At 64.0% G+C, this 20,742-nt stretch carries 16 protein-coding genes and 1 tRNA gene; 9 read left to right on the top strand and 8 right to left on the bottom strand.

The features are described 5' to 3' along the window. Positions 1-78: 78 nt before the first annotated feature. Positions 79-624: a DinB family protein gene (locus tag ACR9Y2_RS14965; RefSeq protein WP_435042175.1), complete on the top strand. Its 546-nt coding sequence runs from the start codon at positions 79-81 to the stop codon at positions 622-624. A 22-nt stretch (positions 625-646) separates the two neighbouring features. Here ACR9Y2_RS14965 and ACR9Y2_RS14960 read toward each other — a convergent pair whose 3' ends face one another. Together ACR9Y2_RS14960 and ACR9Y2_RS14955 are read right to left on the bottom strand one after the other, a co-directional pair. Continuing rightward, positions 647-1,663: an alpha/beta fold hydrolase gene (locus ACR9Y2_RS14960; protein WP_435042174.1), complete on the bottom strand. Its 1,017-nt coding sequence runs from the start codon at positions 1,661-1,663 to the stop codon at positions 647-649. 75 nt (positions 1,664-1,738) lie between these two features. Continuing rightward, complete coding sequence (locus ACR9Y2_RS14955; protein ID WP_435042172.1) at positions 1,739-3,211, bottom strand: family 43 glycosylhydrolase; 1,473 nt, start codon at positions 3,209-3,211, stop codon at positions 1,739-1,741. A gap of 126 nt (positions 3,212-3,337) precedes the next feature. On the opposite strand from ACR9Y2_RS14955, the gene ACR9Y2_RS14950 reads away from it, so the two are divergent. The 4 genes from ACR9Y2_RS14950 to ACR9Y2_RS14935 all read left to right on the top strand — a co-directional run bounded on the left by ACR9Y2_RS14950 (position 3,338) and on the right by ACR9Y2_RS14935 (position 9,557). Next, entirely contained in the window at positions 3,338-4,102 is a 765-nt protein-coding gene (locus tag ACR9Y2_RS14950; RefSeq protein WP_435042171.1) for an ABC transporter ATP-binding protein, read from the top strand. Then, a complete protein-coding gene (locus tag ACR9Y2_RS14945; RefSeq protein WP_435042170.1) occupies positions 4,099-5,808 on the top strand; it encodes a hypothetical protein in 1,710 nt (569 codons plus the stop codon). Before ACR9Y2_RS14950 ends, ACR9Y2_RS14945 begins: the two co-directional genes overlap by 4 nt. 158 nt (positions 5,809-5,966) lie before the next feature. Beyond that, on the top strand, positions 5,967-8,390 hold the full coding sequence (locus ACR9Y2_RS14940) for a response regulator (RefSeq protein WP_435042169.1): 2,424 nt from the start codon (positions 5,967-5,969) through the stop codon (positions 8,388-8,390). A gap of 69 nt (positions 8,391-8,459) precedes the next feature. Then, the gene (locus ACR9Y2_RS14935; RefSeq protein ID WP_435042168.1) at positions 8,460-9,557 is read left to right on the top strand and encodes a radical SAM protein; all 1,098 of its coding nucleotides are present in this window, start codon (positions 8,460-8,462) and stop codon (positions 9,555-9,557) included. Between the two features lie 10 nt (positions 9,558-9,567). Here ACR9Y2_RS14935 and ACR9Y2_RS14930 read toward each other — a convergent pair whose 3' ends face one another. Both ACR9Y2_RS14930 and ACR9Y2_RS14925 read right to left on the bottom strand, forming a co-directional pair. Then, a complete protein-coding gene (locus ACR9Y2_RS14930) occupies positions 9,568-10,062 on the bottom strand; it encodes a TIGR02444 family protein (RefSeq protein ID WP_435042166.1) in 495 nt (164 codons plus the stop codon). 143 nt (positions 10,063-10,205) lie between these two features. Further along, a tRNA-Ser gene (locus ACR9Y2_RS14925) sits at positions 10,206-10,295 on the bottom strand. Positions 10,296-10,420: 125 nt separating this feature from the next. Between ACR9Y2_RS14925 and murI the strand changes: the two genes are divergently transcribed. Continuing rightward, complete coding sequence (gene murI, locus ACR9Y2_RS14920) at positions 10,421-11,284, top strand: glutamate racemase (RefSeq protein WP_435042165.1); 864 nt, start codon at positions 10,421-10,423, stop codon at positions 11,282-11,284. An 8-nt stretch (positions 11,285-11,292) separates the two neighbouring features. Then, on the top strand, positions 11,293-12,042 hold the full coding sequence (locus tag ACR9Y2_RS14915) for a class I SAM-dependent methyltransferase (protein ID WP_435042164.1): 750 nt from the start codon (positions 11,293-11,295) through the stop codon (positions 12,040-12,042). Here the strand turns inward: ACR9Y2_RS14915 and ACR9Y2_RS14910 are convergent. Together ACR9Y2_RS14910 and ACR9Y2_RS14905 are read right to left on the bottom strand one after the other, a co-directional pair. Next, a complete protein-coding gene (locus tag ACR9Y2_RS14910; RefSeq protein ID WP_435042163.1) occupies positions 12,039-13,367 on the bottom strand; it encodes a Gfo/Idh/MocA family protein in 1,329 nt (442 codons plus the stop codon). The two genes, ACR9Y2_RS14915 and ACR9Y2_RS14910, sit on opposite strands and share 4 nt — an antisense overlap. A 41-nt stretch (positions 13,368-13,408) precedes the next feature. Then, positions 13,409-14,647 carry a carbon-nitrogen hydrolase family protein gene (locus ACR9Y2_RS14905; RefSeq protein WP_435042161.1) on the bottom strand — a complete coding sequence of 413 codons (1,239 nt, stop codon included), beginning with the start codon at positions 14,645-14,647 and terminating at the stop codon, positions 13,409-13,411. A gap of 138 nt (positions 14,648-14,785) precedes the next feature. On the opposite strand from ACR9Y2_RS14905, the gene ACR9Y2_RS14900 reads away from it, so the two are divergent. Continuing rightward, complete coding sequence (locus ACR9Y2_RS14900; protein ID WP_435042160.1) at positions 14,786-15,883, top strand: hypothetical protein; 1,098 nt, start codon at positions 14,786-14,788, stop codon at positions 15,881-15,883. 119 nt (positions 15,884-16,002) lie between these two features. Then, positions 16,003-16,698 carry an HAD family acid phosphatase gene (locus tag ACR9Y2_RS14895; protein ID WP_435042159.1) on the top strand — a complete coding sequence of 232 codons (696 nt, stop codon included), beginning with the start codon at positions 16,003-16,005 and terminating at the stop codon, positions 16,696-16,698. Between the two features lie 50 nt (positions 16,699-16,748). On the opposite strand, the gene ACR9Y2_RS14890 is transcribed toward ACR9Y2_RS14895, so the two are convergent. Then, positions 16,749-18,671: a TolC family protein gene (locus ACR9Y2_RS14890; RefSeq protein ID WP_435042158.1), complete on the bottom strand. Its 1,923-nt coding sequence runs from the start codon at positions 18,669-18,671 to the stop codon at positions 16,749-16,751. Continuing rightward, a complete protein-coding gene (locus ACR9Y2_RS14885; protein WP_435042157.1) occupies positions 18,668-20,581 on the bottom strand; it encodes a TolC family protein in 1,914 nt (637 codons plus the stop codon). Before ACR9Y2_RS14885 ends, ACR9Y2_RS14890 begins: the two co-directional genes overlap by 4 nt. Between the last annotated feature and the right edge of the window lie 161 nt (positions 20,582-20,742).

Here is a 20,742-nt window from a genome sequence, read left to right as displayed (position 1 = left end):
TATGATGGAGCACGAGAGAGGGATTGAACCCACTGGCGCGCCTTTCGAGAGGCAGGCACGCGGCGAAAGCGAGGATGCATGAACGACTACTGGCCGGCGGTGATTGGCCGGCAACTGGCCGCGGCGATCCAGATGACACGGGCGGCCATTGGCGCCTGTCCCGTGGATCTGTGGGACGACCGGACGGAAGGCTCGCCGTTCTGGCATATTGCCTACCACTCGCTGTTCTATACCGACCTATACCTGTCGGACGACGTGGCGTCGTTCCAAGCGAGAGAGTTTCACACGGAAAAGGCGCATTTTCTACCCGGAGACCGTCAGGAGGACGGAGGGGTGATCACGACGCCGGAGAAGGTCTTCGGGCAGGCGCAATTGCTGGAGTATGCCGAGCATTGCCTGCGGAAGAGCGATGAGGCGGTGAAGAAGCTGACGAGCGAACGCGTGCTGGAACGGTGCGGCTTTCCCTGGTATCCGCTCAGCGTGGGGGAGATGTTCCTGGTCAACCTGCGTCACAACCAGCACCACACGGGCCAACTGCTGTTGCTGCTGCGGCGCCGCGCGAATATCGGGATTGACTGGACGGGCACGATGGACAACGAGCCTCCGACGCCGACCTGGGGCTGAGCGGGCGGTGAGCGATGTACGGCTATTTCTGGAGCGGTGAGTGAGTCCGGACGGCGGCGACTACTTCAGCGATCGCGGTGACGATGGTTTCCGGAGCGTCGATGATGACCATGTGAGTGCTTGCCCCGGCGATCGTCTGTTTGTGGTCACGAGAAAGTTCCAGGAGACTGGCCTGCAGTGCCTGATAGGCCGGGGAGGCGTTGTTCGTGCTAATCACGACTAGCGGCCGCGAGCCAAGGGGATATGGCCGGGTCGAGGCTGCGGCAACGGCAGCGGCACACTCCTCCGCAGTTTCGACGGTAGGACGAATGGGCGCGCGGGAGAGGGCCCAGTTGTGCAGATCCCGATTGGCCTGGGGCAGGCGTTGAAAGTTCCGGTCGTCTTCGAGGCCGAGTTCGATGGGGGCCTGAAAGAGCAGGACGGGCGGGGTATCGACTTCGCGGAGGGTGAGCGGGCGGCGCTGGGGCTCGGGCGGCGCCTTCGATTCCGGATTCGTGGCGGGTGCGGGTGGGGGGTCGACGCGATGGGCGTCGAGGAAGGCATGATCTACGATCACCATGCCGGCGACCTGCTCAGGGTAGTTGCGGGCGTAGAGGCGTCCGTAGAGGCCTCCGATGGAGTAGCCAACGATGACATAGGGGCCGCCGATAGAGGCCCGGCTCAGCAATTCGTGCAACTCAGCGACCCGCTGCCCGCAACCTGGCATTCTCCGAGCGAGCGGGCCGCTGGCGCCCGCGGCCGGATCGGGCGGAGGCGGATCGCTCCATGCCGTCCCGGAGGGATCGTAGGTGCAGACCCTGGTCGTGCGGGCCACGGCAGGCTGGACGAGGCCCCAATCGAACGAGAAGCCCGCGCCCAGGACGACAACGGTTGGGCTGCCTGAGCCAGTGCAGTACAAGTGCACCCGATAGCCGCCGACATCGACGAGGACACCGGGTGGGGCGGGCTGGACAGGATCCTGCGCCGCCTGCAGGGCGCCAGGCCCGAGGAAGAAGACCACCCAGCAGGGGATCCACAGGAATACCGGTTTGGTCCACATGGCGGGCGAGCACCTCCGTCTTTGAGGTTATCGCGCCGGCGCGGGGCTCAGCGGGACTGGGGTGAGGCCCAGTGGTCAGGGTTTGCCGAAGACGGTGAACTCCAGGAGGGCGGTGGGGTCGCTCTTCGGCCGGCCGGTGAGGGTGAGGCGGACGTAGCGGCATCGAACCGGGGGGAACTGGTCGAATTCCACGTTGCTGGCCGCGGTGTTTTTCGTTTTGTCGACGATGACCTGGTAGGTTTTGTTGTCGAGCGAGGCTTCGAGTTTGTACTGGTAGGCCACGGGCGGAACGCGGCGGCCGGTGTTGAGGGTGCGGTCGTGGCCGTCGACGACGAGGGCGGTCCGCTGCGGGGGCGTGTCGAGCAGGAGGCGGGCGGAGTCGATGGTGAACTCCTGGTTGGCGTCGTCGGGGTTGCGGCAGCCGAGATCGAGCATGAGCCAGGGCTGCGGGTCGGCCGCTTCGGGCTGCCACCAGGTGCGGACGTTATTGTCGAAGGCGTAGGTGGGGTCGCGGCCGGGGGCCATGCTGCTGGCGGCCCAGGTGTAGCGGTTCAGCGAAACAGCGACGGAGCCGGTGGTGTTGCCGGCGGCCGGATGGGGCGCGTTGCCGGGTCCAAAGCGAGGCTCTTCCGAGGGTCCGTCGATGAAGAGGTTGCCGTCTTTGTCGAAGCCGGCGGGGTCGAGGCCGATGCGGCGGTCGAAGACGCTGTGATTGCGATAGAGGATGGTGTAGGCGGCCCACAGGCGGCCGTCGGGGCCGTCGACCAGGCAATGGTGGCCGGTGCCGTTGATGAGGCCGTTCTTGTGGACCAGGATGGGATTCCGCGGGGCCGGCTGGAAGGGACCCAGCGGATGGCGGCCGGTGTAGACGGCGACAGAGTAGGTTTTCCATTCGGTGCCGGGCGAGGAGTACTGGAGATAGTAAGTGCCGTTGTGCCTGGTCATCCAGGGCGCCTCGATCCAGCTGAGGGAGGTGCCTTCGTTGTTGTCGCCGTAGCGTTCCCAGCGATGGGCCGGGTTGAAGGTGAAGAGTTTCCGGGCGGGCCCGGCGAAGTGCGTGATGTTGTCGGGGTCGAGCGCCACACCCCAGATGCCGTCGCTGTGTGCGCCGGAGTAGTAGAGGTAAGGCTTGCCGTCGGCGTCGACGAAGCCCATGGAGTCGAAGAGGAGCTTCTTCCGGCCTGTCTCGTCGAGGATGTCGCCGGCGTACTCCCAGGGGCCCAGCGGATCAGGGGCCCGATAGAAGCCGACATCGTTGCCGCTGAGGTAGACCTGGCCGCGATATTCGAAGACGTTGGGCGCGGCGACGCCGGCGCGGCCGGGCAGTTGGATGGCGTGGTGGGCCCAGTGGACGAGGTCCGGCGAGGTCCAGAGGGCGCCGCCGGAGAGGAAGAGGTAATAAGTGCCGTGGAAACGGAGGATGGTTGGGTCGGCGATGCTGCGCGAGTCTTCGATGGAGAGGGGGTTTGCGTACTGGGGTGGTTGCGTTTGCGCGTGGAGGAAGCCGGCTGTGAGGAGAAGGCTGAGCGCGGCTGTTTGGGGGGTCATGGCGATTTTGAATGTATCACCAGGGGGAGAGGCGGGTCAGAGGGAGTTTGCCGGTGGCCGGAGCGCGTGGGGCGTTCAGGAACAGACGCGGGGCGGGTGGAGTCTAATCGCGGCGGAGGGCCAGAAATGCTCGAACTCCGCAGCCTTACAAAACGCTTCAGCGGGATCCCCGCTGTGGATGATGTCAGCTTCACCGCGCTGCCTGGCCAGGTCACGGGTTATCTGGGCCCGAACGGCAGCGGCAAGTCTACGACGGTCAAGATGATCACGGGGCTGCTGGAGCCGAGTGAAGGCCATGTGCTGTGGCAGGGCGCCGATGTCCGGGCCGACCTGACGGGCTTCCAGGCTCAACTTGGCTATGTGCCTGAGGAGCCGTATCTCTACCCACACCTGACGGGCGCCGAGTATCTGGAACTCACTGGTGAACTGCGCCTGATCGGCCGCCAGCGGCTGTGGTTGAAGATTGAGGCGTTCCTGCGGGAGTTCGGGCTGTGGGAAGACCGCTACACGGCGATTGCCTCGTATTCGAAGGGTATGCGGCAGAAGATTCTGCTGGCGGCCGCGCTGTTGCACGATCCGGCGCTGGTGATCCTGGACGAGCCGTTTTCCGGCCTCGATGTGCATTCCGCGCTGGTGTTGCGGCGGCTGATCCAGACGCTGGCGGAAGCGGGCAAGACGGTGCTGTTCAGTTCGCACGAACTGGAGACGGTGGAGCGGGTGTGTTCGCGCGTCGTCATCCTGCACAAAGGGAAGGCGGTCGCAAACGACTCAGTGGAAAACCTGCGCGGCCTGATGGCGTTGCCGACGCTGGAAGCCATTTTCACGCAACTGGCCCTGCGCCAGGATCCGGATGAGATGGCGCAGCGGCTGGCGGAGGCGATGCGGCAATGAGCCGGCCCACGACCCGCACGGAACAGATCCGCTTCAACCGCCTGGTGCGCCATTTCGTGCACCGTTTCGTCGACCACGAACTGGTGGCGGCCGGCGGGGAACTGCACCAGGTGTTCGTCACGGCATTCGGCCTGTTGGGCGGCTTCGGCTTCACGCTGACGCTGATCCTGTTCCTGCGCCATACGTTCCTGCCTGACAAGATGACGGCGGCGGTGAGGAATGCGATTGTCACTTCGGACCAGACGACGCTGCTTCTGCTGGTAATGGCCGGCACGGGTTTCTTCGTTGTGCTGGGGTGGGATGCGCTGTTCACAGACCGGCGGGATGCGTTTATCCTCGGGTCGCTGCCGATTCCGACGCGCACCATCTTCGAGGCCAAGCTGTACGCGATCCTGCTGTTCTTCTTTCTACTGGTGTCGGCCATGCAGATCTGTTCGGCCATCCTGTTGCCGGCGGTCATGTTCCAGCAGAGTGTGCTGCGCGGCATTGTGGTGCAGGCCGCGGTGCTGACCTCGTCGGCTGCCTTTGTCTTCTTCGGCGCGATGGCGCTGCAGGGGTTACTGCTACTTGTGTTGAGCTATGCACGGTTCCGCCAGATCTCGGCGGTGCTGCAGATCTGCACGCTGCTGGCTTCTTTCGGGGTGGTGTTCCTGACGCCGGGGCTGAAGGCTGCCGTCAGCGGAACGGTGAACTGGACACACTGGCTGCCGGCTTACTGGTTCCTGGCGCTGTGGCAGACGCTGATGAACCAGCCGCCCTTGCTGGAGAGCGGGTTGGGCGTCCGCGCGGTGTGGAGTACGGTGGGCGCGGCCACGGTCGCGTTTGTGGCCTTCGCCTGCGGCTACCGGCGCGCGATGCGCAAGGCGGTGGAGGGACAGGAGGAGGCGCCAGCGGGTCCGGGGCCGGTGCAGCATGCGTTGCGGAAATTGCTGAACGCCACATTGCTGCGGGATCAGCGGGAAAGCGCGGTGTTCTGGTTCACGTGGCGGACCATCTCACGGCATCGCGGACATCGCCTGCTGCTGGCGGTCTACCTGGGATTGGGGCTGTCGTGGGTGCTGACAGAAGCGTCGAACATGATCGCCTCTGGATTCGCGGCTCGCACGCTGCGGCCCTCTCCTGTCACATGCACCATCCCGCTGGACCTGGCATTCTTCCTGCTGGCCGGCCTGCGCGTGTTGTTCACATTACCGGTGGAGGTGAGGGCCAACTGGATGTTCCGCCTGACGGTGGGCGAGCAGACTCCGGCCGTGGAGGGCGGAACGCGCAAGTTCCTGATCTTCGCCGGCATTTTGCCCCTCGGGTTGTTGTCGCTGCCTGCGTATGTCCAGGCCTGGGGCTGGGAAAACGCGTTGATTCACACGTGGTTTTACCTGGTGGAGACGATACTGCTGCTGGAGATCCTCATGCGGCAGTTCCACAAGATTCCCTTCACCTGCTCGTGGCTGCCGGGCAAGGCCAACCTGAAAGTGCGGCTTGGGGCGTACTTCATCCTCTTCGGCTTCAGTTCGTCGATGGCCGGGGTGCTGGAATCGAATGTGCTGCTGCACCATTCCTGGCGCAGCGCGATTGTATTCAGCGGCATTCTGCTGGCGCTGCTGGGCTGGTTCCGCTGGCGGCGGCACCAGGCGGCGGAAGAACCCTGGGCGATCACCTATGAAGAGCAGCCCGACCTGGCGGTGAGGGGCCTGAACCTGGTGCGTTGAGGCGCTGGTGCGGCGGCCCGGGTACGCATCCGTATCAGTTTGTATGGTAAGTTCTGTGCTACGGCCATGCGGCCGCCGTCGAGCCTGGAACAGGACTGCCCCAGTGATTGCCCCGCAATTCGCGCAATATCGCACGCGTGGCCGGAGAATACCGGGTGTTGCGGCGTAAAGCAATTGGTATTGGGGCGGGCATTCTGGCGGCCAGCCTGGCGATTCTGATCACATGCATTGAGTTGAACCGTGTGCGCTCGCTCCGAAAGGCCCGGCGGACGACTTTGCGCCTGGGGATGCAGGGTTCGCCGCCGTGGTACGGATTGAAAGGCAACGTGCCGGAGGGGCCGGCGCTGGATATCGCGACGGAGGCGGCCCGGCGAGCGGGGTTGCCGATTCTCTGGGTAAACGACGAGCGAGGTCCCGAAAAAGCGCTGTATGAACGGACGGCGGACATCTGGCCGCTGGCCGGTATTGTGCCGCATCGCCAGCGGGCCATGCGGTTTACCGAGCCGTGGCTGGAGCTGCCGTACTGGCTGGTGTTTGTGCCATCGTCCAGGTCGAGGCTGGAAGACCAGGGCACAGGCCTCTTGCTGGCGGTGAGGGGCAATGGCCTGACATTCCAGCTCGCCCACAACCTGTTTCCGCAGGCGCGCATCCAGTCGATTCCGACGAATGAGGCGGTGCTGCGCCGGGTGTGTTCGGGGGAGTTTCCGGCGGCGCTGATTCCCGAGAGCTATGTCATCGGCGCCGGCTCAACGATGCCCGCCACGGACTGTGCCGATAGGGGCATTGCGCTCACCTCGAGGCCGGCCCTGAATGTGGGCTTCGGACTGGCGACCCGTCTGGATGATGAAACCGCATCGGCCGCGGCGGAGGCGATCCGAACGCAGATTGGGGCGATGGTGGCGGACGGCAGCCTGACGGCCATCATGCTGCGCTGGGGTGTCTCGAGCAGCGAGATCAGGACGCTGGAGGCGGCGGCGGAGGCGCGCAAGGCTGTCCTGAGCCTGACCTTCGCCGTAGTTCTGCTGGCCGCCGCAGCCGGTGTCCTGTTGTGGAGCCTGCTGCGACTGCGGCGCGCCAAGCAGCGACTGCAGTACCAGAGCCAGTTGCTCTCGCAGTCGCGCGATGCGATTCTGGCGGTCGATTTAAGCGGCCGCCTGACCTATCTCAACCCGGCAGCCCTGCGCATCCTCTCGCAGCCGGACGGCGCCGTGCTGGGGCGGCCCGCGGCGGAGGTTCTGCCGGACCAGGTGCATTCCGCGTTGCAACTGGCGCAGCCCGGCGAATCCGGGCGGCAGCGGATTGCCGAGATCGAAATCCGGCAGGAACACAGGGAACCCGCGTACTGGCTGGCCTCCGCCAGCGGCATCCTCACGGCGGGGGGACGGACCAGCGGCTCGGTGCTGTTCCTGCGCGACATTACCGACACGCGGCGCATGGAGACCTGGGCGCAGCAGTCGCAGCGACTGGAGAGCCTGGGGCGGCTGGCCGGCGGGGTGGCGCACGATTTCAACAACCTGCTGACGGTGATCAGCGGAAACTGTGAACTGCTGTTGCACGGAATGAGCCCGGGCCACGAAGCGGAGGCGCCGCTGCAGAGCATTCTCAAAGCCTCCAGCAGCGCGACCCAACTCACGCGGCAGTTGCTGGCGTTCAGCCGCGGGCAGTTGCTGGAAACAACCGTGCTCGACTTGAATGAAGCGGTGCGTGAAAACGCGGAGTTGTTGGGACGGCTGCTCGATCCTTCGATCCACCTGCGGCTGAACCTGTCAGTGACGGCCTTGCCGCTGAGGGCGGATGCCGCCAAGCTCAGCCAGATCGTCATGAACCTGGCGCTGAACGCGCGCGATGCCATGCCGCACGGCGGATTGCTGGAGCTGAGCACAGGGCGGCGCTCGGTGGTGCACGAGACAGAGTGCCGGCGCCTGGGCGTGACCCTGGGCGAATACGCCTGGCTGGAAGTCCGTGACAACGGGGTTGGCATGGACGAGAGCACGATGAAACACATCTTCGAGCCTTTCTTCACGACCAAGGCAAAGGGACGGGGCACGGGGCTGGGTCTAGCCACGGTGTACGGGGTTGTGCACCAGAGCGGCGGCGGTGTGGCGGTGCTGAGCGAGGAGACAAAAGGAACCACTTTCACCGTACTGCTGCCGATTTCAGATGCGGCCAAGCCAGCGTCGGAGCTGATGGAGGAGACTGTGCTGCTGCTGTCCGGTACGGCGGGGCGCCGCATTCTCGTCACGGACGACCAGCCGGAGGTGCGTTCCTTTGTCGTCTCGGTGCTGCGGGAGGCGGGCTATGTGGTGGAGGAGGCTGAGGGGTACAGCGGCGCCCTGCAGAGCTGGAGCGACTCCAGTTTCGACCTGCTCATTTCCGATGTCGTGATGCCGGAGCGGTCAGGGCACGAACTGGCCGCGGCTATCCGCCAGGTATCGCCGGCGGCAAAGATCCTGCTGATGTCCGGCTATACCAACCACGCCAATTCCGCCGAGGTGCTGACCGCCAGCGGCGCCTCATTCCTGCAGAAACCGTTTTCCCCGACGGCCCTGCTGCAAACCGTGAGGGCCCTGCTCGGGGGATGACCGGCCGCCCCGGTTAGCGCTGGTGGCGCGCAATCCGCTAGCCTGGAAGCAGGCACGTATCCGATCCTTATGTTCTCCCAAGCGTTCGATTCCCTCTGGGGGGCAGTGTCCACAGCCCCCGACGCACCCCTGGACCAGGCTGAATTCGGCTCCGATCCGGTGCAGTTGGAGGCCCTCCTGGCACGCAGCCGTGAAACGAAGTTCGCGCAGTTCGGAAACACGGTCTTCCCCGTTTCGCCGCTGTACGTCACCAGCATCTGCAAGGAGAAATGCACTTACTGCAACTACCGCGCGGGCAGCAGCGACCCTGGATTGAAGAGGGTGCGGCTCTCTGACGAGGATTTGGCCCGGGAAGTGGAATTCCTGGTGGAAACCGAGGGGCTACGCGCGGTGGAGCTGGTGTATGCGAGCGACCCCATGCTGACCCATGCCGACATCACGCGGCACATTGCATTGACCCGCCGGATTGTCGAGCGCCACGGCGGGCACACGGTGGGCCTGAGCGCGGAACCGATGAGCGTCGACGAGTATCGAGCGCTGAAGGATGTTGGACTCACGTTTTCAGTGGTTTGGCAGGAGACCTACGATCCCGCCAGGTATGCCGAATTGCACCCTGGGACCCAGACCAAGTCGGACTTCCGGCACCGGCTCGACAGCTTCGACCGGATGATCCAGGCGGAGCTGGAGGGGGTGGGCTACGGCGTATTGAGCGGCCTGGCCGACTGGCGCCGTGACTGGTCGATGCTGCTGCGGCACCAGCAGTGGCTGCGGGACACCTACGGGCGAGGCTGCAATATCCTGGGTGTACCGCGGCTGAAAGCAGCGCCGGGCTCCACTTTCCGGGAGTTCTCGTATGCGCCGACGGACGATGAGTTTCTGGCGCTGATCGCGCTGCACAATGTGCGTTTCCCCGATGTTCGCCCGTTCGTGAGCACGCGGGAGGAGTTCGAACTTTGCCTGCGCATGGCTCAGGGCGGCGGGTGCCTGTTCACCCTGGACTGTTCTACCGTGCCGGGCGGCTATACGCTGCCCAACCATGGAGCGCAGTTTGTCACCGGGAACTATGCCGCACCGCGGTTCGCTCCGCTGGTGGAAGCCACGGGTTTGAAGTTGGACTGGTTCTGGAACTCGGAGTTAGCCGAGGCGGAACTGGCGCGGAAGGCCTGACGGGGTTCTGTCAGGACCGGGGGTTCAGCAGACCGGATTCGAGGGTTAAGCGGATGAATGTGTCGACCTGGGGCGCTGTGATCGCGAGCGTATCGAGATTGTGCCTGAACAGCGGCTCGCCGGCCTCAGCGCGTGCGGCCAACCCGGCCATGCGGTTGTGAAGGGCGTGCTCTTCGGCCTGTTCGGCGCGTAGTTCGGCGTAAAGCAGCAGCCGCTTGATGGGGCCGCGCAGGTCTTCGTGCAGCTTGGGTTCCTTGCTGATCTTCTTGCGCAAGGCACGGATGGGCTGTACGGCGGTCTCGCGAATGGTGGCGGTATGCTGCTGCAGATCGGCCCATAATGCGGAGTCGATGGAGTAGCCTGCGCGGGCTGCCCAGGCTGCCAGGAGAAGGCAATTTACGTTGGCTCCGGCGGAGTTCTGCAGGTGGAGGCAGACCTCGCGCATGCCGGGGTGGGAGTAGAGCCGGATGCAGAACTGCAGGAAGGCGGGCGCGTCGTGTTTCACGGGTGCTGAGGGCCTGAGCCGCTTGACCCGCATTCGTTCCCGCCGAAGCGCCAGGCCGCGAAATAGGAACCTTGCGTCTCGTGCCTCATGCGGAGTGGGTCACAGGATTGGGCCGGGCCGGGCGCTGACCCGGGCAAACCGACTGGCGGTGGGAGTGAGATTCGAACTCACGGTTGCCTTACGACAACGGCGGTTTTCAAGACCGCTGCCTTAAACCACTCGGCCATCCCACCTCCTCCAATTTACGTTGTTTGGGCCTGCCTGCGCAATTTCTGACGGCTGCGGCGGACCAGCCTGGAGCCTCTCGCCTAAACTGGTAGTAGCCGGTGCTGCCCATTCCAGGCCGGCCACAGTTCTCATGCAGCCTTCTCGCTTTGCGCCACTTCCTTCTGCTCACCGGCCGGGGGTACGCCGTAAAATTGGCGTCTTCGACTCCGGGGTCGGCGGCCTCACTGTGCTGAAGGCCATGCGCCGCACGATGCCCCAGGCCGACTTTCTGTATGTCGGCGACACCGCTCGCGTGCCTTACGGGCGCAAGCCGAGTTCCATGGTGGCCGGATTCGCGCGCGAGATCGCGGCCTTCCTGCTGGCCCAGGATGTCGAGGCCATCGTCGTCGCGTGCAATACGGCCACGGCCGCGGCATTACCGGCGCTGGCCGATGAGTTGCCCGTGCCGGTATGGGGCGTCATCGAGCCGGGTGTCCGCGCTGCGTTTGAGGCTTCGAAAACAGGCTCGGTTGGAGTGATCGGGACGCGCGGCGCCATCGCCAGCGGAGCCTACCAGCGGCGCCTGGAGGCACTCGGGCTGCGGGTGTGGGCGCGCGCCTGTCCGATGTTCGTCCACCTGGTGGAAGAGAACCTGTCGGATTCCGAGGAGGCCGCGCTGCTGGCGCGGCATTACTTCGCGGACCGGCCGGCGATCGACACCCTGATCCTGGGTTGTACGCACTACCCGGTCCTGCGGCCTGTGATTGAAGCGACGCTGGGACCATCGGTCAATGTCATCTCCAGCGCCCAGGCGGTGGCGGCCACGGTAGCGGCGGCCATTGGCGACACAGACGATCCGGAATTGCCGGGGATCGGGGGCATCCTGCACCTGGTCACTGGCGACGTGATCGCTTATCAGCACACCGCGCAGACCATCGGCGGCGTGGACGGAGAGGTCCGGCCGATTCATGTGGAGACGCTGGCGGCCGCTGAGCCGCTGCCCGTCAGGCCCTGACAGAAGACATGGATACGGGGTCCAAACCAGTCCGGCGCCGGCTGCTCACGCGCAATCGCATGGGCTGGGCCGCCATTGAGGTGCACAATGTCAGCGCGCTCTTCGTGGAGGCATGCCGCGCAGGGCAGCTGGGCACCGAGGACGCACCGGTGCTCGACCTGGGCGCAGCTTATGGCCTGGTGGGTCTGGCGGCTCTGCAGGCCGGGTCCTGGGTGATCCTGAACGATCTGGACCAGCGCCACCTCGACGACGCCGAAGCCGCCGCCCGGCCGGAGGACCGCCACCGCTTATCGTTGCGAGCCGGGCACTTTCCGCGTATCATCCACTTCCCAGATCACAGCCTGAGCGCCGTGCATGCCTGCAACGTCCTGCATTTCCTAAGTGGGCGCGAATTGGAGCGAGGCCTGCGCGCCATCGCGAGGTGGTTGAAACCCGGCGGGCTGCTCTTCGCTCAAGTGGTGACGCCCTATCTGGCGCCGTTCGAATCCTTCCGGACGGAGTATGAGAGGCGGGTGCAGGAAGGGGCGCGGTGGCCGGGCTGGATCCCCAAGGTGAGCGTCTATTCCCAGCACCGCAAGCTGGGCCAGATGCCGCCAGCTGTGCATCTGCTGGACGATCAGATCCTGGCGCGCGCAGCCACGAGTTCGGGCCTCGTCGTGGAGCGCGCCTGGATGTTCCAACCTGCGGACCTCCCGCCCGACCTCACTCTGGACGGGCGGGAAGCCGCTGGCCTGATTGCGCGGGCTCCGGATGCTTAGCTGAGGCCCTTCACTTTCCAACCGGCGCGATAGGCACGCCGGACATGGCCATTCGCTTCGGGGGAGTTCTTGAACTTCAGCTTCTTCGCATTCCACTCCAGCGTCGTCTTGGGGAAGAAGGTCGCCAGGGGACCGAGCAGCACTGCCTCGGTGAGCGGCCCTGAATAGCTGAAGGGAGTCGACGTACTGCCCTTGCCCAAGATCGCGTCCACCCATTCGTGGTAGTGATCGACACCCTCCACCTTCTTCAGCTGGAAGTCCTTGAACTGGGCCTCCGGATAGAGGACAGGCATTTTGATGTGAGGCAGCAGCATCACGCCGTTGGTGCCGATGAAGATGCAACCGGTGCCCGGCAACCGCTTGCCGCCGACCATCGCCTGAATCTCCTGCGGAGGACGTTCGTCGCCGTCGTACCACGTCACATTGACGGTCTTGTCACTGGTGAAGCGGGTGCCCGGGAAGACGTAATGGATGACCGCGTTGACGGACCAGTTGTGGGCATTCGGAGCCGCGCCTTCCGACCGGACGGAGAGGGGCGACGTCAGTTGCAGAGCCGAGAAGATGGGGTCGTAGATGTGGCAGCCCATGTCGCCGAAGGTCGCGGTGCCGAAATCGATGCGTTTGCGCCACTCGCCGGGATGGTAGTAGCCCTTCAGATAGGGGCGTTCGGCCGACACGCCGAGCCACTGATCCCAATTCAGTGTGGACGGTGCCTGGTCGGTGCGCTCGGGGCGGGGCTCAGGATCGCCCCACTTCTTGCCGCTCCACGCGTAGACTTCCTTGATCTTGCCGATGGCGCCGCCCTGGATCAACTGGACGGCGGTCTTGTACTCGGTGGCGGAGTGGATCTGGATGCCCATCTGGGTCACCAGTTTCTTCTTCCGCGCCATCTCGGTCATCTTGCGGACCTCATAGAGGTCGTGCGCCAGCGGCTTCTGTCCGTAGACGTGCAAGCCTCGCTGCATGGAGCTGACGGCCATGGGCGCGTGCATGTGGTCCGGGGTGCCGACGCAGACGGCGTCCAGGTTCTTGTGCTCTTTGTCGAGCATCTCGCGCCAGTCCACATAGACCTTGGCGTCGGGATATTTCTTTTTCACGCCACCCAGCAGGGCGGAATCCACCTCGGCGACACAGACGAGTTTGACCTTGGGATGCGTGGCGATGCCATCGAGGGTGGCGAAAGCCATGTTGGAAGCCCCGAAACTGGCCAGACGCAGGCCATCGCGCGGAGCGGAGAGGAGATTAGGGATGAAAAACGGAGCCGTTAAGCCGGCCGCGGCCTGCCGTAGGAAGGCTCGCCGGTTGGTCTGTATGGGATCGTACATATGTGCTCGCTTCACCGAGCATACAGCACCCCATGGTGGCGCTACTTGCGGCCGGCCGGATCGACGGTCACATCGCCGCGCAACTCGCGGAAATAGCGTGCTTTCATGTCGCCCAGCCAGGGATCCAGATAGCGGCGGTTCAGGTCGATGGTCGACAATGCGACGGTGCCGTCGTCCTCTGTGCGCGCCAGGGTCTCGCCGGCCGGATCGAGAATCAGGGACGGGAAATCGTAGCCGGAGGAAGCCAGGAAGAGGTGATTCTCAATCGCACGTGCCTTGGCCAGGGTCTCGTTGCCGCCCCAGATGGGCATCAGGATGAGTTCCGCGCCGCGCAGGGCAAGCCCGCGAGCCGGATCAGCGTACTGCACATCCCAACAGATCATCATCCCGACCTTCCCGAAATCGGCCTGGAAGACGGGGAAGTCACTGCCCGGGGTGATGCCGCCTTCCAACTCTTCCCGGGGGATGTAGACCTTGCGATAGCGGCCCACATAGCGGCCGGCCCGATCGATCAACACCGCTGTGTTGTAGATGAGATGGCCCTCGCGCTCGTACAAGCCGGCCACGACCCACGAGCCTTTGCGCCGGGCCAATTCGCCCAGCCGTTGGGTGGTGGGTCCCGGCACCGGCTCGGCCACGTCGGCATAAGTTTTGCCTGTGCCTACTACCGTGATGCCTTCCGGCAACAGGATGACGTCGGTCCCCTGGGGGGCCTTGGCATCAGAAAGCTCCAGGAACCGCGACACGGGATCGGGTCCGCGAGGGTGCAGCCGGATCGCCGCCACTTTGACCGGCCGGGCCTTGGGTGCGGCGATCGCCTCCAGCTTCCAGCCTTTCCATGACACACGGCCCTGGGGAGCATTCTGCAGCAGCAACTGGAGGTGGGCCGAGGTGGCGCCCTCCGGAGCCGGTGCTTCCAGCGAGACCATCCGCCACTCGCCCGCGCTCTTCACCTGCCAGGGGTAATCCGGTTGGCCCGTGCGGCGCCCCTGCGCATTCTGCCAGTCGAGCTTCACTGGAACCTGCAGCGGTTCATAGCCCAGGCCGGCGGCCCGGTATTGGCCGGTAAGCCGATACCATTGGCCGGGCTGGATCCCGGTGAGCACCTGCTCCCAGCCGCCAAAGACACCTGGATTCCCTGCCCCCTCCAAGGTGAGTTCATCGCCGGCGCGGCTGTATTTCGGAGCCACTTCCGGGCGAGGAGACCACTGCCGCCACTCCTGGCCCTGAGCCGTCAGGCCGGCCGCAAAAAGGAAAACCGCACAGGTGATTTGCCGCATCTCAGTTCCGAGCTTACTCCGGAATGCTTCGTGGCGATCCGCCAGTGTAGTGGAATTCTCCAGAGGACTGGAACCTGCTCTTTTTCCGTGAACAGCCTGAACGGAAAGCAAAGGTCTCTGCGATAATCGTTCAACTGCATGAAACCAGCGTTACTCGTTGGCCTTCTCATCGCTGTCGCCCTGGGGACGATGGCTTGCTTTCTCTTTCGTAAAACGCGCATCTGGTCGGAGCTGAAACAAACCACCATCGATCTCGATGGGCTGGCCACCGTCAAGGTCCCGACCGATCTGAGGTATGAACCCGAGCCGCCCCACCGCGACGGCGACATCTCCCGGTTTCTATTCCGGCGCGTCAATGATACTCACATAAACGGCACCACTTCCTATGCGGAGACGATGATCATCGCCATCGCGGCGCCGGACCTGGACCGTTCGACCTTCGCGGCGCAGCGACGCAAAGGGAGCTTCGACGTCAACAAGCCGCCTGCCCCGGGGCAAACGAGTGTGGAAGGCGCGCTGCAATGGGAGATTTTTCAGACAGTCTACGAACACCACCCCGTGACTGAACCGGCGCACTACCTGCGCCTCACCGATGCGGAGGCGGGTATTGTCATCACCTGGCTGGGCTACCAGAAGCAGTACACCGTCGAGCAGGCGAAGGCCAACCTGAAATACCTGCGCAGTACGATTGCGATTGGTCCCAATCGGGCTGAGTACTTCGAGAAGCTGCGGGACTACAAGACCAGCGACCGGGATGCAGAGAGGGCGCGCAACCTGGAACTCCTATCAGCGGCGCTGAAGGAGCTCAACTTTCCACCCGTGACCGCAGGCCAGTGGACCAACCACGGCGCGTGGCGCTACAGCGTCGACAACGGCCGGCCGCAGCGGTTCTACCTTGTCCTGCCGATGAACCACATGCGGATGCCGGACGGCGCAATCGACGTAGATGGTCCGATCACAACTTTCAAGTTTGTCCAGAACCGGTATTGGTGGCAGAACAACCGGGGCAGCGGGGGCGGGTTGATCCCGGAGGAAATCCTGCCGGGCTTCGTCGAGGAGATGACAGACAGGGAGGACGTCTACTTCCTCAGCATCCAGACCATCAACCTGTGGAAAGGCTATCCCGGCGGCGGGAATCCGATATTGACGGAGTTGCGGGCGGCTGTCGACAGGGCGGAGAAGCTGAAGACCGAGTTCCTTTCCAAAGGCCTGATCAGCGGCGACGCGGAGCCATAATCGGTGATGAACGCAGTGAGTGATCGTCCCGGGCACCAGATTGCGCCTTACTGAATTGAGGCGCGCACTGCCCGCCCGCTGACGAAGAAGAACACGTTCACCTGAAACTACTGACCTCCATGCGTATCCACCTGAAGTCCCGATTTGCCCTGACAGCCTCTGCGCTGCTGGTTGCCTTGCTCGCCCCGTGCGCACTGGCGGAAACACCGCGCACCATCACTCTGGGCGAACTGGCTCGCAGCCTGCCCAGCGAGCCGATCAACGTCGTTTTCGATGTCGATGACACGGTGCTCTTCACCTCTCCAGGCTTTCAGTGGGGTTCCCGCACCTACGGCCCGCAGATCGTCTCCGCCGGCGTCTCGGTGCGCGAGGAAGACCTGCCTTCGGACGAGGACCGCCGCAAGTATCGAGAGTTCTGGACGAAGATGAACAACGAGCTGGACCAATACAGCGTCAGGAAGTGGATTGCCAGCGAACTGATCGCGCTTCACAAATCGCGCGGCGACAGGATCTACTTCGTCACCAAGCGGATCTTCACCGGCAGCGAGAAGCTGACGGAACTGCTGCGCCACGAGTTCGCGCTGCCGGCCGATTCACCGGCCGTCATCTTCACCAGCCGCCAACCCAAGACCAAAGCGTTCCGGGAGATCAAGGCCCAGGTGAGCTATGGCGACTCCGATGGGGACATTCGCGATTCGATCCAGGCTGGAGCCCGGCCCATCCGCGTGCTGCGTTCGCCCGCGTCAGTGAACCACGAGCCCACCCACAATGGGGGCTTCGGTGAGGAAGTGCTCTACAACTCAGAGAACGAATAGCCTGGACCGCGGGCGCTCCCCACTGGCAGGAGGGCCCGCGGCGGAACCGGCTATTTCTGATCCGAAGAGACCGGCGGCACCGACGGCGCGGCCGACAGCTTGCCGGCATTCGCTTCGGCGAGTTGCACATGATTGGTTTCCAGTACGGAACCAAGGGTCTGGTCCAGGAGAACCCGGGCATTCGTGTAGGTGATGAGCGAGGAGACTTCGGCGGCCTGGGCCGTCGTGAGGTCGCGCTGCTGGCGCACCACATCGGTGGGGGTGGAGGCGCCCAACTCGAATTTGCGCTGTTCGCCCTTGAGCAGTTCCTCGGCCAGTGCGCGGCTCTTCAAAGACGCGTCATAGCGCGCCCTGGATTGCTCCAGCGCCACGATCGCGTTCATGATGTCGACCTGGAGCTGCTTCACGTCCTTCTGCAGCGCCAACTGGCTTTGCCGGATCTGCAGGTTGCCGATATTGGAGTCGGCCTGCGCCTGCCGGTTGTTGATGGGGAGCTGGATGAAGGCGCCGATGGCCTGGGACGGAAAGTTCCGCCGGAATACCTGCCCCATCGCGGTCCCGAGGCCGCCGACGAAATAGGCATCAGCCGGCGCGCTGCCGGCCACACTGCGGGCCGTGCCGGCGAGACCGGAGTTGGTGGTGCTGCCGAACACCTGCAGGGAGGGCAGGACGCCATTGGCCGTACCCAGGTTATTGATCTCCGAGTTGACCAGATTCGCCTTTTCCAAAGCGATATCGGGGCGCTGGGCTATCGCCTGGGCCACCAGTTCCTGGAGTGGCGGCAGCGGCGCCTGATCGGGCACCACCAGCCTGTCTACCGGGATGATCTGGGCGGCCGCCAGAATGGGATCCTTCACGCCATTGCGGCTGAGCAGGATCTTCAACTGCAGCTCCTGCTGCTGCAGGGAGGTCTGCGCGTTCACCATATCCAGCCGCGCGGTCGCGGCCTGCGACTGTACCGGAATCAGGTCGCCTTCCGACAGCGTTCCGACCTCGATCTTGCGCTTGCCATCGGCCACCAACCGGTCTGCGACATCCAAGGCGGACACTTTCGACTTGAGACTCTCGTGACCGCCCACCAGGGCGTAGTAGGCATTCAAGACACGCACCACCACGGAAGTGACCTGATTGCGGAACGTGAGGTCTGAGTTCTTCACTCCATTTCGCGTCACGGTGATGTTGCGCGAGTTCACGGCAATGCCGAAACCACGCAGCAGGTTGTGCTGGAACTGGAGGGACAGACGCGGCGCGACGGAAGGGTTCAACACGTTGCTGGGCGAATTCTCATCGAGATAGTTGCTGTTGTAGCTGAGCGTCACGCTGCCGCCGCTCAACAGGCCCTGCTGGATGGAGGAATTGTAGACGCGCTGATCCTGCACCAGGACCGAGGTGATGCTCTGCACGCTATTGGGCTGCGGCAGGCTGCGGTGACTGAATGTGACGGCGCCCTTGATGGTGGGATCGAGGTTCTGGGTGACCGGGCCCACCTGGCTGATGGTGGCGTTGCCGCCGCCGCGGTTGGTTGAGCCATTATTGCCGCTGCTGACACCCGCCGCCGCCTGGCTGCCCAGGACGCCCTGGCCGCTGGCCACGGACTGTGTCTGCGAAGCGCCGCTGGGCACGCCGGGCAGGGTGCCGCCCGCTTCAGCGCGGTTGAGCTGCCACAACGCCATCAGCGGTCCGTAGCGGGCAACTTCCAGGTCGATGCTGTTCTCCAGCGCCAAGGCAATGGCGTCCTGGACTGTCAAATACAGCTTGCCGGCACGCACCATGCCCGCCAGGCGATCTGAGTTGCCCAGGCGCACGGGAGGTACGGTGGGCGTGGAATAGGTACGGATGCCCCAGGCCGCAGTCGACCGGACAGGGTCAATAGGCTGCTGCGCCAGCATCGGCGTCAACGTACACAGGACGCTGAGACCCACCGCCAGAGAGCGGCGGATGGCGTGGAAGCTGACTGCCAGGCGGGCGTTCATTGTTTCACCTGCCCCGCATCGGGCCCCTTGGAAGCTGGTCCGCCGTTGCCGCGCATGGCCTCTTCCACGGACACGTGGTTGACGTCGAGGGTGCGGCCCAACGCCTGCTCCAGGGAGATGCGAGCGTGCGTATAGTTCGCCATGGCCTGCACTTCCGAGCTTTGGGCATTCGCCAGGTCGCGCTGATCCTGCACTACCTGAAACGAAGTGGAAGCACCCAATGAGTACTTCTTCTGATCGGCTTCCAGCGTCTGCGTCGCCAGTGTGCGGGCTGTGCGGGCCGCATCATAGCGGGCCTTCGCCTGTTCCAGGCCGATCATCGCGTTCTGGACATCCACCCGGACCTGGTTCAGGCTCTTCTGCAGATTGAGTTCGTTCTGCCGGATCTCGATGAGGCTGGTCACGTAGTCCGACTGGGCGGCGCGGTTGCGCAGCGGAATGTTCAGCGAGAAGCCGGCCGAGTAGTTGGGATAGTTGCGCCGCGCGATCTGCCCCAACAGATTTCCATAGCCGCCCACCAGGGGTGAACCGGCCGCCCCCGCAGCCAATCCCAATGCCGTCAGATCGCCGGTCAATCCGTTGTTCGTCAGTTCAGCGAAGGCCTGCAGGGTGGGTTTGAGGGAGTTCTTGATGCCCACCAGGTTCAGGTTGTTGCTCTCCAGATTCAGACGGCTCTGCTGGATCTCCGGCCGCTTCTCGACCGCCTCGGACACCAGTTTCTCGAGGTCCGCGAGTTCAGCCGCTTCAGGAGGGGCAATGCGGTCGAGCGCGATGATGTGAACCGCGGCCAGATCCGCGCTCGCGACGCCAGAGCGGCTCAAGGCGTTCTTCAGGACCGTCTCCTGCTGCAGCAGATTGGTCCGCGAGATCACCAGATCCTGCTTCGCCGCGTAGAGTTGCGATTCCGCGCGCGTCACTTCGATCTCAGCCAGGGTGCCGACGTCCACCATTCGCTTGTTGTCGTCGAACAACTGCTGGGCTGTCTTGACAGCCTGCTCGCGCGCCTGAACGTCCTGCTGGAAGCTCACCAAGTCCCAATAGAGGTTCAGGACGGAGGAAATGGTGGCGATGAGTTGCAGCTTGAACTGCAAGTCAGTGACCTTCAGGTTGTTCCTCTGGACGCGAATGTTTCGCCCATTCACGGCGGAACCGAACCCTTGCAGCAGGTTCTGGGTCAATTGCAGGTCCAAGTTGCCCGAGGTGTAAGGATTCAGAGTGTAGAAGTTGCTGTTGACCTTGGTGTACTGGCTGGAGTAGCTCATGGTGGCGCCGAGGCCAAACAGCCAGTTCTGCGAATAGGAAGCCTGATAGGTTCGCGTGTCAGCAACGAAGGAATTCGTACCGGTCAGAACCGTATTGCTCTGGGGGGACGTCGTGTGCTGAAAGTTCGCAAAGGCAGAGATGGTCGGATCGAGAGTGGGGATGCTGGGTCCCAACTGGGTGAGGATGCCGCCGCCCGAACTCACACCGCTGCCGGCCGCCCCGGTGCCGCCGCCGGTGAGGCTGACGCCCTGCAGGCTCACGCTCTGGGGGCCTTGCGCCACGCCCAAACCCACGGCACGCAGTACGCCGCCGCCTTGCGCGCGCTTCAGAACTTCGCGCGCCAACAGCGGCGCATAGCGCTGCACTTCCACATCAATGTTGTTTTCGATCGCCAGCGCAACGACATCCTGCGCTGAAAGATACAGGTTGCCCGCTCGCACCAGGGAGTCCAACCTGGACGAATTCGCCAAGTTAATTGCCGGGACATTCCTGGTCCGGTATGGATCCAACAGCCGCCCGAATCGCCCTTCGGCCGGATCGATTCTCACTGCCGTCTGGGCCGTAGCGGATTGGGCGACAAGCAGCGATGCGCACAGAAGAACTGAGAGGAGGCGTGGAGCCTCACCGCGAGCGTGTAGAACCTTCATCTATTTTTATAACGGTCGGACTTGGGTTAAGTTCCAGATTTTACTCTGGCCGGACAGTTTTTTTGGAGCGAACACGGCCGGTTCCGCATCCGAACCCGGCGCCTGGCCATCCATTCGCGCCGAAGCTCGCCGCCCCATCGACATCCGGCAGACTTTTCTGC

This window comes from Paludibaculum fermentans, assembly GCF_051172195.1.
GTDB classification, from domain to species: Bacteria; Acidobacteriota; Terriglobia; order Bryobacterales; family Bryobacteraceae; genus Paludibaculum; species Paludibaculum fermentans_A.
This window is presented reverse-complemented; position numbering and strand designations above follow the sequence as displayed.

Bases quoted from the DNA above. Each gene is read 5' to 3' on its own strand.
- ACR9Y2_RS14895 (WP_435042159.1), top strand. From the start codon at position 16,003: ATGCGTATCCACCTGAAGTCCCGATTTGCCCTGACAGCCTCTGCGCTG.
- ACR9Y2_RS14890 (WP_435042158.1), bottom strand. From the start codon at position 18,671: ATGAACGCCCGCCTGGCAGTCAGCTTCCACGCCATCCGCCGCTCTCTG.
- ACR9Y2_RS14910 (WP_435042163.1), bottom strand. From the start codon at position 13,367: ATGTACGATCCCATACAGACCAACCGGCGAGCCTTCCTACGGCAGGCC.
- ACR9Y2_RS14915 (WP_435042164.1), top strand. From the start codon at position 11,293: ATGGATACGGGGTCCAAACCAGTCCGGCGCCGGCTGCTCACGCGCAAT.
- ACR9Y2_RS14905 (WP_435042161.1), bottom strand. From the start codon at position 14,647: ATGCGGCAAATCACCTGTGCGGTTTTCCTTTTTGCGGCCGGCCTGACG.
- ACR9Y2_RS14945 (WP_435042170.1), top strand. From the start codon at position 4,099: ATGAGCCGGCCCACGACCCGCACGGAACAGATCCGCTTCAACCGCCTG.
- murI (WP_435042165.1), top strand. From the start codon at position 10,421: ATGCAGCCTTCTCGCTTTGCGCCACTTCCTTCTGCTCACCGGCCGGGG.
- ACR9Y2_RS14900 (WP_435042160.1), top strand. From the start codon at position 14,786: ATGAAACCAGCGTTACTCGTTGGCCTTCTCATCGCTGTCGCCCTGGGG.
- ACR9Y2_RS14950 (WP_435042171.1), top strand. From the start codon at position 3,338: ATGCTCGAACTCCGCAGCCTTACAAAACGCTTCAGCGGGATCCCCGCT.
- ACR9Y2_RS14960 (WP_435042174.1), bottom strand. From the start codon at position 1,663: ATGTGGACCAAACCGGTATTCCTGTGGATCCCCTGCTGGGTGGTCTTC.
- ACR9Y2_RS14935 (WP_435042168.1), top strand. From the start codon at position 8,460: ATGTTCTCCCAAGCGTTCGATTCCCTCTGGGGGGCAGTGTCCACAGCC.
- ACR9Y2_RS14965 (WP_435042175.1), top strand. From the start codon at position 79: ATGAACGACTACTGGCCGGCGGTGATTGGCCGGCAACTGGCCGCGGCG.
- ACR9Y2_RS14955 (WP_435042172.1), bottom strand. From the start codon at position 3,211: ATGACCCCCCAAACAGCCGCGCTCAGCCTTCTCCTCACAGCCGGCTTC.
- ACR9Y2_RS14885 (WP_435042157.1), bottom strand. From the start codon at position 20,581: ATGAAGGTTCTACACGCTCGCGGTGAGGCTCCACGCCTCCTCTCAGTT.